Source organism: Brevibacillus sp. HB1.2 (genome assembly GCF_013332495.1).
GTDB lineage: Bacteria > Bacillota > Bacilli > Brevibacillales > Brevibacillaceae > Brevibacillus > Brevibacillus porteri.
This window is the reverse complement of the sequence record NZ_JABMIU010000003.1, coordinates 1-17,816: the sequence shown is the minus strand read 5'-3', so window position 1 is coordinate 17,816 and position 17,816 is coordinate 1. Positions and strand designations below refer to the sequence as shown.

Here is a 17,816-nt window from a genome sequence, read left to right as displayed (position 1 = left end):
ATCCGAATAGCCCGACTATCAAATAGCCAGGCCTTTTTCTGTGAAAAACGTCTCAACGCTTTTCATAAAAAGTGGGTGTGACCGCTTGCGGTCAGCAAAACAGTCATGACCGTTTTTTATTATTGTTCCCTGATAATATCGATAATATTATCTTTTTGAATTTTTCTCAGTGGGATTAGAACCGCTAAAAAACTGATGAACAAAGCGGAAACAAATGTAATGATACAAGCTTCATAGGGGATCATCCATTCGATCCTCACGATACCAGAAACAGCCAAATAGATAATATAAGAAAGTATACAACCGAAAAAGATCCCTTGCAAACTTCCCGAAAAACCGTAAATCAGCGCTTCATAGATGATCATTTTTTTCAAATCCCTTTGTGACATGCCTATGGATTTTAACGCAGCCAATTCTTTTCGCCTGATGATAATGCTGATCGTAATCGTATTGAGGATATTGAGACTGCCAATCAAAGAAATGACCGCAATGAAACTATAGACCAGCACTTTTATTACCAGCTCAGAATCCCTCTTTACTTTATTCTCATCCATGTGATTCGCAATAGTAATGGAGTGTTTGATTCCGACAGTCTGCTTGATGTCAGCAACAGTAGCAGAAGACTGAGTTGCATCCTTCAAATTGATTTCAAAACGGTAGTCCTGTTCCTTCACTTCGGATATATTTTCAAGCCACTTCAATCGCTCCAAAATTTGCTGTCTTTCTACGGAAGAATCCTCTTTATCCTGTTCCAGATAGATGGTCAGATCCGATGTAGCGGATAAATCTTTCACATACTTGGATGCAAAGGCGATATCCATCAAAGACGAGAAAGTAATAAACAATACGCTGGATATAATGATGGATAGAATCGTAATGGAATACCGATTTTTATTTCTTTTGACATTTTTCAAGGCCAGGCTCAAAGGAAAAGAGAAAGGCTTTTTCAACACGTCTTTGTTATGTTTTTTGATCGCCTCTTTCTTAATGGATAACCTGCTGCTGATTGCCAGCAAAGGGGATATTCTGCCAGCAAAAAAAGCCGGGTAATAACTGGACCCTAATACGGCCGTCAGGGTAATGATCGAACTGATGAATAAAATCTGCCAATCGATATGAAAAAAAGAAACACCTTCACTATCTTCTAAAAGGATCGAGAAGATGAATTGGAGAGCAGCAACCGCTAATATGCTGCATACTAGCCCAATCGGTATGGCGATGACAGCCATCACTGCTGCTTCTCTCATCACGATTTGTCTAATTTGCTTTCGTGTAGCACCGATGCTTCGGAGCAAGCCGAATTGCTTCATCCGCTCTACAACGCTGATTTGAAAAGCATTGTAAATCACAACAACCGTCGCGATCACAACAATACTGACGACGATGACGAGCATGGCGAAAATCGATTGGTTCGATCCCGGTTTCAAAACTTTGATCAATTCGTCATTGATCACAATATTCTCGTCTTGCGTAAGTGATTTTATTTCCTCTACAACCTCTTGAAAGTCCGCTTTCTCGTTTATTTCGAGTAAAATCCTGCCTTCGCCAATAGCGAAATCACGTTTATAGGTTAAGAAACGGCCCTCTTTATTCTTCTGAGTGAACGCGCGATTATCCAGCAACCCAACCAGTTGATAGGTTTTACCATCCAATTCAAATGAGTCGCCGATCTGAAGACCATTTTTTATAGAAGGAAGCACCCATGAATCAACAACTGCTTCCTGATCATTGGTTGGTAATTTACCATCAGCGAGGCTGTACGTTAAAAACTCCAAGGCGCGATGATCGGCGAAATTCATTTGCACCGAAACTTCTCCAACTGGAACAATGTTGCCTTGAGACATCAAACCAAACGATTTAATCTGGGGATTATATTTGATTTTATTTAATAACGCATTATCGTAATTGGAAATACCGACATGAAAAGAATGCCCGTTTATCTTTTTAATGTTCTCAATTTGGGAGATTTGTGATCCTTTCATAAAAAGGCCGATCGTGGAAATTAACGCTACAGAGAGTATGATTCCGACCAAGGTCAAAATGGTTCGTTTTATATTCCCTTTTAAATACTTGCTGCTTAATTGTTTATAACTGCTGATCAAAATCATTCACCTCCAGTCTTTTGGCTAATTCGCAGCAAGCCGTTGATCTGAAATGATCGCACCGTCTTCTATCGTAATAACACGGTCAGAAGCCGATGCAATAGTAAGATCGTGCGTAATCAATACGATGGTTTGATTGTATTTTTTTGCAGTCAATCTTAATAAATCCATGACTTCCTTCGTATTTCGCGTATCCAAATTACCTGTGGGTTCATCCGCCAGAATCAAATGCGGCCGATTAATTAAGGCCCTGCCTATGGAAACTCGTTGCTGTTGGCCGCCCGATAGTTCGGAAGGCAAGTGGTCTTTTCGTTCATGGAGCCCCAGGATTTCAATAATTTCATCCAAATACGTCATATCGATCGGTTCGTCATCCAATAACATGGGCAACGCGATATTTTCCTGGACATTCAATACGGGAATCAAATTAAAGAACTGAAAAATAAACCCGACTTTTCTTCTTCTGAATATCGAAAGCTCATCATCTGTATAATCATAAAGATTATGGTCCCCAATAAATACTTGCCCTGAACTTGGCCGATCCAACCCTCCTAAAATATGCAGCAGTGTACTTTTTCCAGAGCCGGAAACACCTACGATTGAGACAAACTCTCCTTGCTGAATAGAAAGGTCAATCCCTTTTAACGCATCTACCCTGTTGTTGCCTTCCCCATAACTTTTTACTACGTTTTCCATCCGTACAACTTCCATACAGCTCATCCTCTCATCACTCAAACTCAATCTTGTACATCTACAAAATTTACTTTGTTTTCGCTATCTGCATAAACGTTCCCGATTTCCTGTAAGACCTGGTTCACGTTATCTTTATTCTTATAATCGAAGCCGCCATTTCCAAACTGGATCAAGGAGAGCGTTGACTCTGCTTCAGTTAATTGGTTGTAAGTTTTGTCGTCAACAATAACAAGATCCGCTTGTGGTATATACCCAATCCACATTTGATGGTTCACATACGCTACAGGTACCATCTGACCGTTCAAATCGATTTGGTTATTCTTCATGTCTGCATCACTTATAGAGTAAAACAGATTTTGACCATTCGATAATTCTTTGATGCTGGTAACAGGGTCTGAAATAATAGACGTGCTTCTTGGATCTTGTCTGGCTCTGAGAATCCCCTTCTTGACGAATTGCTCAGCTGTAGATCGATTCACAACCGAATACTTAATATCTCGGCTATCAAATTCTTGACCCGTTTCCTTCTGATCTTGCTCTGTCAATTTCGTGATTTTTGTTGTTGTAACCAATTTCAGTTTGTAGTCGCTTGTTTGTTTGGTGTTATCTTTATACAACTCTTTGACCTTATTCGTATCTTTCTCTGTGCCGATAACGAGAACTCCATTGACCGGTTGCGATGGACCTTCTACATATCGTTTTACGCCAAACCCTATGCCTACAAAAAGAGCGATAACCAACACGAATCCTATTATTTTTTTCATCTGAACATCTCCTTGAAAATGATTTATGTCTGGATTATAGACGAGACTCTCATGCAAATGAATGACTCCTATCTAACGATTTCGCCCTCTCTCTTACATTTTAGTAAGAAATCAAATGAAAAGGCTGTCCCTCAGTCATTGTTCATGACTTTTGGGACAGCCTCTTTACATTCGTATCAAAGATTAAACAGGAAGCGTCACTCTGTAACCTGGTTGGTTCTTAGGATGGTTTTGATTCACGAACACACCACGGTCATTTTTCAACACGATTACTTCAAAGAATGGACGGAATCGATCTTCCGAAATACCAAATGCAGTCAAGAACTTGCCAAACAGCTCTTGCTCTTCACGCTCAGGTTGGCCATCTGCCAGGGAGGAATCGATCAGGTTAACCAGGATGCACATTTTTTGAGCATCCGTGAGCAATGGAGTTACTTCGCCCAGGAATTTCTCGATAGAGTTATTGCGTGTATATTTCATTGCGTTTTCGAGCAACTGTCTGTTATTAGCACCTACACCAATCACGCCGTTGCTTTCTTCACCGCCTAATACAGCGAGCAATTGACCGATTTCCTCGTGGTCCATTTCTCCATCCGATTTCATCATGTAGAGCAAGGAGCATGCGAATCCAAAATGAGGGGTCATTTCTTCCCCTTTGTCTGTCTTAAACATATCAAACAAGCCCACGCAAAATACCTCCTATGTATGCCTAGATAGTATAATTTTACTATCCGCTGGATAATGTTAGCAACACTTGTCTGGGTAAGCAATTTTTCTGGAAAACAAGGAAAGGAAGTGCCAGCCTGCGCCGACACTTCCTTTTCTCTCTCTTATTTCAATTGCTGCACGTCATAGCCTTTTGCCCTCAAGTGATCGATAACCATGCCTTTCATCGAGAAGTGGGCAGCACCGACCACGACAAAAGAAGTCGTTTCCCCTTTTTTCTCCAACACTTCTGCGAGTTTAATAGCCATGTTTTTGTCTCGCTCACCGAGCAGACGCTGATTCACTTCGCCTTCACCGAAATCGCCATGCGTCGTCATGATTTGGGTAAATCCATTCAGATCGCCTTCTACCCATTCTGTCTGCATGTCTTTTAAGAGTTTTGTGCTTTCTTCCAGCCCTTTTTCGGCCATAACACTATCTAACATGATGTTCAATTCTTTCTCCTGCTGCTCTGCAGGAACACCTGACAGCAAGTCCGCTTGCAGCTTAATACCTTCCAGCTCGTTGATCGGCTTCTCATCCAGCATCGCCTTCGTCAGGAAGTACCTGTCGATGCCGGATAGCATTGCGAACTGAAGATCCGTTTCGCCGTCCACGTAGCCAAGCGTTGGCACAGACAAGGAAACAGCAAACGGCTTGTAAACGTCAAAAGAATTGGCTGGCAGTTGCAGCTTTGCAAGCAATTTTTGCACCTTTTGATACGTCTCAGCGGATACATGATCCTTCAGTGTCGTGCCATCGGTGTATACCATTTTTTGTGTCATATAATCAGTGTCACCGTTGATAATATCGGCTTCCACCCACAGTTCATCCGACTCTTCATACGCTTCCCGGATGTCTTTTTGCATCGGGTACATATCTGCGATCCCCATGTGAATCGAGCCAAGCAAGTACATGGTGTTTTTGCCGTTGGTCACTTTCCACATGAGACCTTCGGCACCGCCGCCCACCGTATCGTATACGAACTCGACCAGTCGGCTGGCCATCACCGTTGCTTGTTCAACCGTGCTTGGCTGATTCAGCTCGAGACCAGCGCTTGTCCCTTTGACCAAGCCTTTTTTCTTCATATAATCAATCGGGTTATCCCCGGTCATTTCGAATGCTGCTGGCAGTTCGTAGTTCGCCAAGAGTTTGTATAAAGAAGTAATGACTGCTTCTCTCGTAATGACCTTATCAGTCGGAAAGGATAAGGAAGCGTTCTTTTTCTTCATTCCCAGAAGATCCAGCTTTTTCGCTGTCCCCTCCATCAAGGTAATAAATTTGTCAGCAGGAATGGATTGCTGAAAAGAACTCTCTTGATACCACTCCAACGGAAAAATTCCGTATTTCTCCCCTTCGTTCAGCGTTGTTACCGACCAAGGGCTGATTGGGAGAGCTGCGGGTGTCTGCCCGTGGACTGGAAGCACATACCCGAGCAAAAGCGCCAAACTGAGTGCACCTGTACCCGCCCAGCGAGTCAGCTTGCTCCAGCGTTTGTTTAGTTTCATGAAACTTTCTCCTCTCGATTCTAAGCTGAATGATTTTATGCCATTCTATCTTAGTGGTAGATTATACCACATTTTTCTGGAAGAGATAACCGAATGATAGAAAAGAATAGAAAATGCAACCATTTTCACTATACATAAAAAGCATCGACATTATCGTCGACGCTTTCGCAATGAATCCGCAAGTTATCGATTCGGTTTGGTCAAATACAGACGCATTGTTAGCGGAGCAAATATGACCATGAGCAGCAGACATAATGCACGAATCCTGACATCATGTGTGTCAGGATTATAAAAAACTCACCCTCTTATTTACAGGAGGGTGAGTCCTTTTTCGAAATCGTTATTGAACGGATGCTTCTTCAATTTCTTTATACGCCCAATAACCAGGTGCAACATCCGGCCATCTTTGCAGGCCAGCTTGGTTCTGCGGCACGCGATTCAGCACGCGATTGAGAATGGTTACAGCTTCGGCACGAGTCAGCGCTTTCTCTGGCTGGAAGGTGCCGTCGGGATAACCTGTCATGTAGCCTTTGGCAACAACCGCTGCAATGATTGGAGATGACCAGTGATCTCCCCTCACATCAAAAAAGGCAGTGCCCCCTCCCGCACCTTGCAAGGCCTTGTACTTATAGATGACCGCGGCTATTTCCGCTCGGGTAATGTTGGCCGATGGACGGAATGTGCCATCTGGGTAGCCGCTCATCATACCCGCTGCACTTGCTTGATGAATCGAATTTACTGCCCAGTAGTTGTCGGCTACATCGAAGAACCTTCCCTTATTCGCAGAAGACTGGCTCACCATTCCAGCGTTCAGTAAAATGGCAGCCATCTCCGCACGTGTCACTGTACGATCCGGTTGAAACGTTCCGTCAGGATAGCCATTCATATAGCCACGTTGGCTCTTACTTTTTATATTGGTTGCAGGGAGAACCACTTTCTTATCTGCAGGGCTACCACCAGTGAAAAAGATGGTTGTCGGCGTGGTATAGGAACCCTTTCTACTGTCTTTATCCCGATCCCGGTCTCTGTCTCGATCATCATCCTCTAGATTTCTCCATGCTTTTCTCAAATCGTACAGAGCATCATCTACTTCAGACTGCGTAGCATGTGGATCGTCAATGACATCCCACGCTTGTTCAAGCGCATCCTCCAATTTGCGCCAGCTCGATCTGGTGTAGTCGTCTTCATCCAAGTCTTTGTCCTCGATCTCTCTCGCTTTGGCCCTCAGCTCTCTTTTATAGACAGCGTCATCTTGTCTCTTCAAATCTTGTCTCGCTTTGATCAGTTTCTCCAGGGCAACATCTACGACAAGCTGGCTCGCATGCGGATCATCCAGCACAAAGTAAGCATTCCCTAGTCGATTCTGCAACTCTTTCCAACTGTCCCTCGTGTAATCTTTTTCTTGCAGCTTTTCCACTGCAATTTCCTCTACTTTCGTTTGCAGTTTACTCTTGTCGATTGTACCTTCCTGCTTCTTCAGCCCTTCTCTTGCTAGGACTAACACGGACAAGGCACCATCGATTTCTGCTTGGGTGGTGTTTGGCTTCGTCAGTACGGCTTTTGCACCATCCAACGCATACACCAGCTTGCTCCAACTGTCGGGCGTATATTTTTCCTGGATTAAATTCTCGGCGTTAATTTCATTGACTTTTCCTTGTAAGTGGCGAAGATCTACAGTGGATTCTACCGCGGCAGGTGTTTCCTCTTCACTTGCTGCTTGGCTTACAGGCACGAATATGGATGCTTGGAAGATCAAGCAAAAGAGGCTAAAGAAAACAAGACTCGTTACTGCTCTTGGAAAACGTCCCAATTCCCATCCTCCGTTCTTTACGATGACCCATCTGATCATCTTTTTCCAATCGTTTACATTATATGATGGAGACCGATCAGAGGATTCATATTTTTAGGAGGCCAACAATCAAACAAAAAACCAAGTAGCCCATAGAGCAGCTGCTTGGTTTTTATTCTCTGGTGCTAAGCAGAAATAGGTTTTTCCGGGCGTTGCTTTGTCTGGCCGGAGATTGAAAAATTCGTCCACATCCGCAGTAGTCGTTCCACTGGGCCATAACGGAACCGCTTTAGATACAATGGGCTTATGAACAGCTGTCCCGCATAAATCACAATCGCTAATCCGCAGCCAGCCAATACCCCGATCTTTCCGAACCATCCGAGTCCATAGCCATAGAAGATCGTCGTACAAATGACGGTTTGCAAAAGGTAATTCGTTAAGGAGAGTTTACCCACGGCTTGAAATCTTGGCAGCCAAGTTGATTTCGTACTTCTGGAAAAGAACCAAACAAAGGCGAAAATGTAACCGATGGCAAGGATGGTCCCCCCCGATATCTCACCGACGCCACTCCACCAAGTTCCCGGCAGATACACATGCAGCGCTTTTAACAAAAGTCCCGCTGGCAAGAAGATCAGCATGTTTCGGAGATACGAGGTTCGTTCTTCCTCTGGCTTCTCGAACCACCTGCGCTTCGCAGCATACATCCCAAAAAGGAACATGGGTGCGCTCATAAGCGGCGCCATCAACAATAAAGCAACCATCATGTATTCTGGCAAACCAAGCGGATCTTCACTGCTTCTGTGATGTACGATTTCCTCGTATGTGCCCGTGCCATAGACGGTCATGGTTTTGACGACATAAGCTTCCATACGGGCAGAATCGGTAATACTCGTAGGATCATTCGGATCATCTGGAGCAAGCCCCATTAAGCTGATGAGGCAGAGTAAGACAATCCCCCAAATGAGCAGAGTTTTCGGTTTACGGTTCATGAACAGCAACAGAAAGAAGCCCATCATGCCATAAAACCCCAAGATATCCCCTTCCCATAGGAAGTACGAATGAAGGAGACCAAGTCCGATCAGCATCAAAAATCTGCGGGTAAGGTAGCGTTTTTGCTTCAAACCTTTGGCGGCCAAGCTTTGCTGCATCTTGATCATGCCAAAACCAAACATGAAGGTAAAAATCGGCATAAAGCTGCCTTCCACAAATATTTTCACAAGCTTATAAGCTGTCATTTCATAATCAGGGAGGGCGTATAAATCCATTTCTTGGCTTCCCCAAATCCCATACTGGAAAATCAGCATATTCGCCATCAAAATCCCTACTAAACTAAATCCCCGCAAGCCATCGATAATTCGGACGCGGTTCTCTTTTAGCTCCATGACTATCACCTCATGCCTGATTGTATCGAGCTAAGCTTAATGGCTTCTAAAGGGCACCTTATCGTTACCTTAATTTTACATCCCTTTTCTATTGTTTACCCAAACAAAGATAGATGACTTAATTTTGAATAGTATCGTGAACTCGTCCAATCACTCCCCCATTGTCCAACATAATTTGAGGTATCAAAGTAAAAAGGGGGTGATATTATTGGTACGTATTCTCGATAAAGCAGCCGTTCAGCCACGCCGTCGATTCAACTTGGCAAATTCCTTTACCATCAGACGCTCGCCAGGAAGGTCTCGCCTCGCCACTATCCGAATCAGAATCCCATCTAGGCATTCCCAACCGAATCGTGTTGAATTAGTTGCTACGGTTGGTGTTCGGGGGATTACCGGTATTGCGCAAATCCTCTTCCGTATATTTCGTGATGGTAGAGAGATTTTCAACACCCTCCAAGGTATTGAATCTACTGGTTCTGAACAAAACTATGCTGTCACCTTTCAGGCAATCGATCGAAATGTAAGAGCTGGTACCCATATTTACACAGTAACCGCAGAAAACCGAACGGCAAATACCAGAGCTGATGTTGTTGGGCCTGTTACGTTTAGTGGACTCGCAGTAAAAACGAGAACGAGAACCTGAATGCGTTAAAAAGCACCTGAATAAGGTGCTTTTTTTGCACATGCGCTGATTCTTTTTCCGAAAACTAGCAACAATTCTGTCGATCAAACGTACAACTCTTAGAAGATACATAATTTAACAATGTAATCGAGGTGTTAACAAGCATGGAAGCATCAATCTCAATTGTCACCTACCGCCCTGAGCTGGCCGCAGCGGTCGCAGATATGTGGAATGCCAGCCGAGATAGCTGGGGAGGCGGAAATTCGATTACGACAGCGGAACAAATTAGACAAGAAGAAGCAGCCTCTGACGCTATCACCGTCTATCTCGCTATGGAAGGTGAAACGGTCGTTGGTTATTGCAGCCTGGCCGAATATCGGGAAGATACCGGTGCCCTCTACATCCCGTTGCTCAATGTACGTCCCGACTATCATGGAAAAAAAGTCGGCCGGATGCTGCTTTCATGCGCACTGGAGAAAACGATTGAGCTGGGCTGGCCGCGACTTGATCTGTATACGTGGGCAGGAAACACGAAGGCTGTTCCGTTGTATAAGAAGTTCGGCTTTTTCTGGGAAGACCGGGACGACGCCACCCATCTGATGAACATGATTCCTTCTGTGCTCCGTACCGAAGCGATCGCCCACTATTTTGAGGAGCTTGACTGGTATCAGGACTCCACGCGGGAGATCGTTGTAGAGCCAGATGGACGCAAGGAAAACGGCTTTGATTACTTCACATACTCCTGGGCAAAAGGAGAAAAGAGCTTGCACGTGGAGTTTGAGCGGCGGGGGCGAGGCATGCGCCTCATCGAGACGGAGGATTATCTCGTGTCTGCCGAAGCAGAAAAGCTGGAGCTGGTCTTTGGACGGGAGTATCAAATTCACTACCGGATCGTCAACAAATCAGGCAAGCCGTTACAGATTTCGTTAAACGGGCAACCGAGCGACACGATCCGCTTTGATTATCAGCACGAGCTGGCTGTGACAGGTGAAACGACGCTGTCAGCTACCTTTTTTGTCGATCCAATCACAGAAGAGCAAAGCATCTGGCGCACGCATCCGCGTGTTTGTACCCAGCTACTGATTAACGGCAAGGCAGCGCTATTTGAGGTAGGAATCCTTCCCAAGTTTCCTGCTACCCTTTCCTTGCATGTACCTGGCCTCTCCTATCCGGGACAGACAAAGCTGTTTTATTTGGACGTGGAAAACAACTTTACGGATGAAGCGGAATTTTCATTCGAGCTGCCCGTTTGTTCTTTTTTTGGCTTACAAGAGCAACGCCACACTTTGAAACTATCTGGCAAAGAGCGCATTTCGCTTCCGCTTAACGCTGACCTGTATGAACACGGCTTTTACGAAGCCAGCGTACAGGTGGAGGCAAAGCTCGCAGATGGCAGATCGGTTTCTTTTGCCAAAAAAATCGGAGCTGCCTTTACGGGACTTGGTGCGATGGTGTCTGGAGAAACGGAACAGGCTTGGCAAGTTCACCATGGCCGCCATACGCTCTACTTGAACAAAGAAGATAATGAGATGACCGTTGTCGGCGGGACAGGTGGGGAGCCAACCAACTTCCTCTATCCCAAGCTCGGCAAACCGTTTTCTAGCGAGTTCTCGAAGAAGCGTGCCGAGAATGTTGCGTTTATCGTGGAAAAGGGAGCAATCGGCATCCATGCAACGTATCGCTCCGGGGCATACCCGCAAATTGCCCTGGTTAGCAAAACGCTCCTGTTCGGAGATGGTACCGTTGAACACGGATTGGAGATAGAAAACCACTCTGCTGACAAGCTGACTACTGAGCTTTGGCTTAACCAAGGATTTAGTCACAGTTTTCATCGCCCGATTGTGCCGTATCAAGGCCGTTATGTTGAAACACCATCCTCCTATGGCAGCGATATGGATTATTGGGATGCAGAGTTAGTCAGTGAAAACTGGCTATTTACACAGGATGAAACGGCCCCCTGGGGAATGTGCTGGCCTCCTGAATACCGTTTTGATATTCAAGGCTGGTATGTCACACTCGAAACCAATCTCGGCATGCTTGCTCCACATGAAAAAAAATCGTTTGGTCCCTTCCACTTCTCACATGGGGGCTATGCTGACTGGAAAGAGTTCCGTGCCTTTGCCCGTAAAGAACCTATGCCAGCAGACCTGACCTTGAGCTCTCATCTAGAGTTGAGCGCTAATGGGCAAAATCCTTTTGTCACAAGCAAGGAACTGGATGTACAGGTGAAAGAATACAAGCAACAATATTTGGACGGAGAACTGATCGCATCCCTTTTGAGCGAGTCAGCTTCCGAACAAGCGCAGAGCTTTACAGAAGATGAGGAAGAGACGGAATCTGGCTTCTCTTTCAAGACGCCGGAAAAACCATTTGACCTCGTGCAAGTAGAGGGACGTTTTGCCACGCATGTGTCGCATTTGCAGAGCGCGATTTTCCCAATCGGTCAAGGCAAGGTCATACAGGAGCAAACAGTGGAAGAAGGACAGCAGGTCTATATCGCGGACAATGGACGATTGCGGATCAAAGCCGCTCCAGATTTTGCTCCGACGCTCTACTCGCTTACAAGCAATGGGCAGGAGTGGCTGGACAGCGCCTTCCCTGAGCGGAAGCCGAAATCTTGGTGGAATCCGTGGACTGGTGGAATCGGCAACTATATGGAGGAGTTAAGCGCGTTTTCACTGGTTAAGGAAGAGCGGACGGCTTCCTTTGTCGAGCTAATCGACAACAAGCAAAATGCGTGGCAGGGAATCAAGGTGAGCTACCATGTGAAAAAGCAGGAGAAGTATCGCGGGTTGACTTGCCATCAGTATTACTTGCTGCTACCAGGAGTACCTGTCCTCTGCCATACAGTAGAGATCGAACAAAATACTGGAACGTACTTTGCTGGCAAAGAATTAGCCACTGACATCTTTTTGCAGCCAGGAACCGAGGAAGAGGCGGTATGGCTGAAAACTATTGGTACGAATGGTGAGGAGCTCAGCTACAAGCTGGCACAAGGTGAATTGGATGTCCTTGAAGTTTCCGATTATGTCCTCGGGCGAGCATCCAGCAACGATCAGATGCATATCGTTACTGACCTCGATACTGCGGACCTCCAAGTATACGCAAACAAGGAAGTCGCCGTAGCTTCTGTCATACGCGAACTGAATCTGCCAAACAACAGCTCTACCTTTACTCCGCCTGTCTTTTTCCTGTTTGCCGACAACACGCTTCCTTCCAATGCCTTATCTGACTTACGGACGATACGCTTTGCCAAATAAGGGAGGGCTTCTAATGAAAATCATTGATGCGCACATGCATTTATCCCATATCGAGGAATTCAAGCGGACAGCGGCAGAAAAGTCGTTTGTCGATTACTCCGTCGCTGGTCTCTTGCAAGAATATGCAGAGAATGGCGTGGTCCTTGGGATAGGCATGGGCTTGACAGAGACTCAGCCAGACGGCTTTCCCGATGTGGAAGCTGTCACTCCCATGGGACTAGACCTGACAGACGAGCTGCCACCACAGTTCGTCTATTGTCTGGGAATCAACCCATTCAAGATGGATGAAACGGCAGTGGCACGCTTGGAAGCTGACCTGCAAAAGCCCAACGTGGTCGGGTTGAAAATCTATCTGGGCTACTATCCCTTCTACGCCTACGATAGCGTCTACGATCCCGTCTATGCGCTCGCAGCCAAATATCAGGTACCTGTCGTCTTTCACACCGGCGATACGTACTCGGAGCGTGGGCTCTTAAAATACTCCCACCCTCTCACACTGGACGAGGTGGCTGTGAAGCATCGAGACGTTCATTTCATGATGGCACATTTTGGCGATCCGTGGGTACTCGATGGGGCAGAAGTCGTTTATAAAAACCGCAACATGTTTGCAGATCTCTCCGGCTTAATGGTCGGTGACGCAGCCAATTGCAAGCGACTCGCGGACTCCCCTCTCTTCTTCTCTCATCTACGACACGCGATCACCTATTGTGATCATTACGACAAATTTTTGTTCGGGACAGACTGGCCGCTGGCGCCAGTGAAGCCGTATATCCAATTTGTACAGGAGCTAATCCCAGCGGAATATCACGAGGATGTGTTTTACAAGACAGCATTGAAGGTGTTTCCCAAAATCAAGCCGTTAGTTGAATAGACGATACAAATCCCATGTCTCTTCCCCTCGAAGAAGCATGGGATTTTTCTTGTCTGTGCCCTCTTCCCCATTAATCTCCTCTCATTTGTTCAATAAAACTCCTTCTATTTGCGACAAAAAACGACAGTTTTCGTATTATGATAGAATATGCGAGTTTGCTTATACAACATCCGTAACGAACAACCATGAAGCTTTCGCTAGTAAAGATAGAACACGCATTTTAATGGGGGAGGACATGTTTCCTTGAAGAAAAAAATTGCCTGGGTTACAGACAGTACCGCACTCATACCTGATCACATTCTGGAAGAGCATGATATCTACGTCGTTCCACTGGAGATTATCTTTGAAGATGGCACTTTTGAAGACGGCATTGATTTAGCACCTGAACAGCTTTATCAAAAAATTGTGCAGGCCAGTTATGCTCCCAAAACGTCACAGCCTTCCTTAGGAAAATTTGTGACGCTCTACGAACGATTAAAGGAAGAGTATGAATGCGCGATTGCTGTCCACCTCTCCTCTGATCTGAGTGGGACCTACAATACTAGTGTAATGGCAGCCAAGATGGTAGACTTCCCTGTCGAGCCGGTAGATTCCAAGCTGATGTCGTACCCGATTACCTCGATCATCTTAAACGGAATCGAGCAAGCCAAAGAAGGAAAAGGCTATCAGGAGATTGCGGCTTCCTTGCGTGAGGAATACAAAAAGTTTGAGAACTATATCCTGGTTGGCAGTCTCGACCAGTTTTACAAGGGCGGCCGAATGACCGGTTTGCAATATTTTATCGGCAATCTGCTTCAGATCAAGCCGATTTTCCAAATTAAAGATGGGCTGTTTGGAGTATATGAAAAGGTTCGTACCGAAGGCAAAGCGATCAAGCGTATGCTGGAACAGCTGGAGAAAGCCAAGCAGACTTACACCGTGAAGCACGTGCAGATTTTGCATGGCAACGTCTTGGACAAAGCGCTGGAACTGAAAGAGAAAATTCAGAGCAAGTACTCCGATGTCGAGGTGTTGGTTGGACCGATCAGTTCCACGATTGGGGCGCATGCTGGGATGGGGACGCTGGCGTTGGCTTGGCGGAATGAGTAAGAGTTAAATGGAGCAGTCTCACATGCCGATTTTTTCGGCAAAGAGCTGTTCGTTGAAAATAATGTAATAGACTGGAGTTGTTGACTCTATGTAGTTCTTGGATAAAAAAATCTCCAGACTCAGAAAAATTAGTTTTAGACTGAACCCGAATAATAAAACAGCAGCGACCTAAGACCTGAAAAAAAGTCTTAGATTCGCCGCTGTTTTATTACGCTATCGATCACGTTGGTTGAACGAAACTCATTATTTTTTTGTGCACTTTATAATAAAAGCAAGGGGAATTAATGTTGCCTTTTTATGCGTGTACCACACTGCGGGATCTCCCGATTTAAAAGGAAGTGGCGTATACGCGCGACTTCCTTTTCTTTTCTCTGTGAGTTGTTTCAGGGCGACTCGATTTCTCTGAGCGTTACCCCTGAAACATCTTTAGAAATGGTTCCGTTTGGATCGATTACTTTGTCAAAAAAATAGGTACTTACTAGCCATAGTTAAGTCGGTCTATACCTTATGGACCATGAACGTTTAACATCATCATCGTATTCAAAAGTAGACTGATCATTATTTCTTTGCTGGTTTACAGTGTAAGTTCTCGTTTCAACAGGTATGTATGGCTTCGTTTCAACAGGTATGTATGGCTTCGTTTCAGAAGAAGCAACCAGGCTATTAATCGAATAAATAATAGACATAGCGGTTAGAAATAAAATGGCTATACATAGAATTTAAAAGGAATATTTAAAATATTCCACATTCAATATCCCACTCCTCTTCAACCTTCTTGCTCCATTGAACTATTAATGGCGCTTATAGTTACCTGCCGTTAAGTTAATTCAGTAGCCGATTTTAGACAACGTTCTGTTGGCTAACCTCATGAAGTTGCTTAAAGTTGCTAACGGGAATCGTTAGAAATACGATGATTAATCATATTGCCATACGAGCTGTCCTTTTAGTGGTAAATTCACCCGTTCCTAGTCTTACAATTTGCAATTCATAGCATAACTCTATGAGTATACCGAGTATTCGATTCATCATGTGCCTCTAGGTTTAAAGGCGGAGGCTCTTTCTAGACTTAAGTCCAGTTCTTATTCAAGCCAAAGTCCGTTACCAAATCTTTCTGACCACTGTACGATTAATGTACAAACGGATCACGTAATTTGAAATGACGATCTGTTTAGCATATGCAGAAGAAAGGAAGATAAACGTTTGAACAACAACATGAAGTTAGCAATGATTCTCCTGGCCGCTGCCAGTATCGGAATCGCTGGATGTACGAAGGAATCCTCCGTCACTAGTACACAAAGTTCGTCCCAGCAAAACGCTACTATACCGACGAACACAATTGCAAATTCAGAAACATCGGACATTAAGAATGTCTCGAATGCAGTAAATGGGGATATTTCTCAAATAGATGTAACTAACATTCATTCCCTAAAAATTCAGAGTAACGCTGCTATAGTTAAAGTCATAGGAGACAAACAAATCAATCAAGCAGAATGGGAATTATCCAAGGGCAATTCAAAAGGAATGGATACCAACGTGACTACGTCGATCCAAGATGGAACATTACAGATTATGCTTAAACAGGAACAAAAGAAGTTCATAAATACGGAGCCATTGCCATCCTTAACGATCCATCTTCCTTATAAAGACTTCAAATCCCTTGAGATAGATAATGAAGTTGGCAACATCTTCATTGAGTCAGAATTGTCGGTCCAACATTTAAATGTGAGCAGCAATGCTGGCAACATCACCGTAACGGATGTAATTGGCAAGGAAAGCAGTAACATATCTACTAACCTTGGAAACGTCGAATTCGCTCTACCGGATCAATTAGCACCTCTATATGTAAATCTATCAACAGAAATGGGGAATATTGATAATCAAGTTAATCTTGAAAAAGCAACAAATACCACATCGGTTGTTTCCAAAGAACTCCATGGATATGTAGGTGAGGCTCAATCCGAGAATGCAACGCTCAACATTTCCACACAGGTGGGCGAAATTCTATTCAAAAATTAAGTGTCATCATCGTACCAGGCTTGCCATAATCATGATCAGGCCTGGTATTGTTAGCATCCATTTTTAGATCAACGGACAGATGTTCATTTATAATAGAGTTTTAGACTGACTCATTGAACTATCGAAACCCGTTAGTTCAATACTGGACAAATGACTATCCACTTTTTGATTCATAAAACACCTCGCATAGAATTTACCAATACACAAAAGATAGGTAAGGAGGTGCTTTATGCAGAAGAAAGTTATCTTGCTCTTTGTTACATTGCTTATCGGTTTTGCTTCTGTTGCTGTGGCTATTCAAGACGAGGAGGTCGAACCGTTTACTTGGGATAGACAGTATGTTGATGAACTAAAAAAAGTAGATGTTGCTGTGTATGTTCCTTCTTATGTAGCTTCATCTGAATTTTCTCGAAAGCTTGGTTCTTTATTTGTAAGCAAACTTGAAGTAAGTAAAGACCATTATTTATTCGAGATATCACGCCAAAGAGTGCGTGATGGGGAATCAAAAATGCTTACTTTTGACGTAATGACAATGTCAGCAGGTACTCTTCCTAGTTACCGAAAACAGCCTTTCTCTACCTATGAAATGTTCGAAATACCAGAGGGAGCCACTAAATTTAACGGGTATGATGTAAAGTATTCTGCTAATAAAAGAGCATTTATCTGGAAAGATAACGGCTGGGAATACTTAGTATGGGCAGAGAATACTAACAATGCTATTAATATCATGAAGCGTGTCATGGCTACAATACCAAAGGGAAGTAATCCAGTTCATGGTGCAATAAATGGACAGATTACAGCAATTGATACAAATGAGGGTGTCCGTTCGGATGCTGGTTGGTCTTATGATAATGGAAAAACGTGGTACATAATAACTGGGCGAACTACACCAGAGCAATTATTAAAAGTACTAAAGTCTATGGTTAGATTGGATACTAAATAATAATATTAACCGATGGTATGCTAAGGCCCCTTGAGGACGGGCCTTTTCTATGTTATTACACTATTCTGCCCG

Annotated in this window: 13 protein-coding genes; 6 read left to right on the top strand and 7 right to left on the bottom strand. The window is 44.3% G+C overall.

The window, feature by feature from the left end; translation table 11 throughout:
• Window positions 1-119 precede the first annotated feature (119 nt).
• The 7 genes from HPY28_RS08180 to HPY28_RS08150 form a co-directional block, all read right to left on the bottom strand.
• Window positions 120-2,102 carry an ABC transporter permease gene (locus HPY28_RS08180; RefSeq protein ID WP_174230373.1) on the bottom strand — a complete coding sequence of 661 codons (1,983 nt, stop codon included), beginning with the start codon at window positions 2,100-2,102 and terminating at the stop codon, window positions 120-122.
• Window positions 2,103-2,126: 24 nt separating this feature from the next.
• On the bottom strand, window positions 2,127-2,813 hold the full coding sequence (locus HPY28_RS08175) for an ABC transporter ATP-binding protein (RefSeq protein ID WP_017250832.1): 687 nt from the start codon (window positions 2,811-2,813) through the stop codon (window positions 2,127-2,129).
• A 26-nt stretch (window positions 2,814-2,839) separates the two neighbouring features.
• A complete protein-coding gene (locus HPY28_RS08170) occupies window positions 2,840-3,559 on the bottom strand; it encodes a lipoprotein BA_5634 family protein (RefSeq protein WP_174225641.1) in 720 nt (239 codons plus the stop codon).
• 183 nt (window positions 3,560-3,742) lie between these two features.
• Window positions 3,743-4,246 carry a tellurite resistance TerB family protein gene (locus HPY28_RS08165; protein WP_017250830.1) on the bottom strand — a complete coding sequence of 168 codons (504 nt, stop codon included), beginning with the start codon at window positions 4,244-4,246 and terminating at the stop codon, window positions 3,743-3,745.
• A gap of 143 nt (window positions 4,247-4,389) precedes the next feature.
• A complete protein-coding gene (locus tag HPY28_RS08160) occupies window positions 4,390-5,772 on the bottom strand; it encodes a TraB/GumN family protein (protein WP_174230372.1) in 1,383 nt (460 codons plus the stop codon).
• Window positions 5,773-6,112: 340 nt separating this feature from the next.
• The gene (locus HPY28_RS08155; RefSeq protein ID WP_254613083.1) at window positions 6,113-7,582 is read right to left on the bottom strand and encodes an S-layer homology domain-containing protein; all 1,470 of its coding nucleotides are present in this window, start codon (window positions 7,580-7,582) and stop codon (window positions 6,113-6,115) included.
• A 164-nt stretch (window positions 7,583-7,746) separates the two neighbouring features.
• Window positions 7,747-8,943, bottom strand: a complete 1,197-nt coding sequence (locus tag HPY28_RS08150; protein ID WP_174230370.1) for a DUF418 domain-containing protein — start codon at window positions 8,941-8,943, stop codon at window positions 7,747-7,749.
• Between the two features lie 208 nt (window positions 8,944-9,151).
• Here HPY28_RS08150 and HPY28_RS08145 point away from each other — a divergent pair, with 208 nt between their 5' ends.
• The 6 genes from HPY28_RS08145 (at window position 9,152) to HPY28_RS08120 (ending at window position 17,744) form a co-directional block, all read left to right on the top strand.
• A complete protein-coding gene (locus HPY28_RS08145) occupies window positions 9,152-9,586 on the top strand; it encodes an exosporium protein C (RefSeq protein ID WP_174230369.1) in 435 nt (144 codons plus the stop codon).
• A gap of 143 nt (window positions 9,587-9,729) precedes the next feature.
• Window positions 9,730-12,825 (top strand): GNAT family N-acetyltransferase, encoded by a 3,096-nt coding sequence (locus HPY28_RS08140; protein WP_174230368.1) that lies wholly within the window; start codon window positions 9,730-9,732, stop codon window positions 12,823-12,825.
• A gap of 13 nt (window positions 12,826-12,838) precedes the next feature.
• Entirely contained in the window at window positions 12,839-13,696 is an 858-nt protein-coding gene (locus tag HPY28_RS08135; protein ID WP_017250822.1) for an amidohydrolase family protein, read from the top strand.
• Between the two features lie 243 nt (window positions 13,697-13,939).
• A complete protein-coding gene (locus HPY28_RS08130; RefSeq protein ID WP_174230367.1) occupies window positions 13,940-14,785 on the top strand; it encodes a DegV family protein in 846 nt (281 codons plus the stop codon).
• A 1,200-nt stretch (window positions 14,786-15,985) separates the two neighbouring features.
• Complete coding sequence (locus tag HPY28_RS08125; RefSeq protein ID WP_174225636.1) at window positions 15,986-16,801, top strand: DUF4097 family beta strand repeat-containing protein; 816 nt, start codon at window positions 15,986-15,988, stop codon at window positions 16,799-16,801.
• Window positions 16,802-17,030: 229 nt separating this feature from the next.
• Window positions 17,031-17,744: a hypothetical protein gene (locus tag HPY28_RS08120; RefSeq protein ID WP_017250819.1), complete on the top strand. Its 714-nt coding sequence runs from the start codon at window positions 17,031-17,033 to the stop codon at window positions 17,742-17,744.
• The last annotated feature ends 72 nt before the right edge of the window (window positions 17,745-17,816 follow it).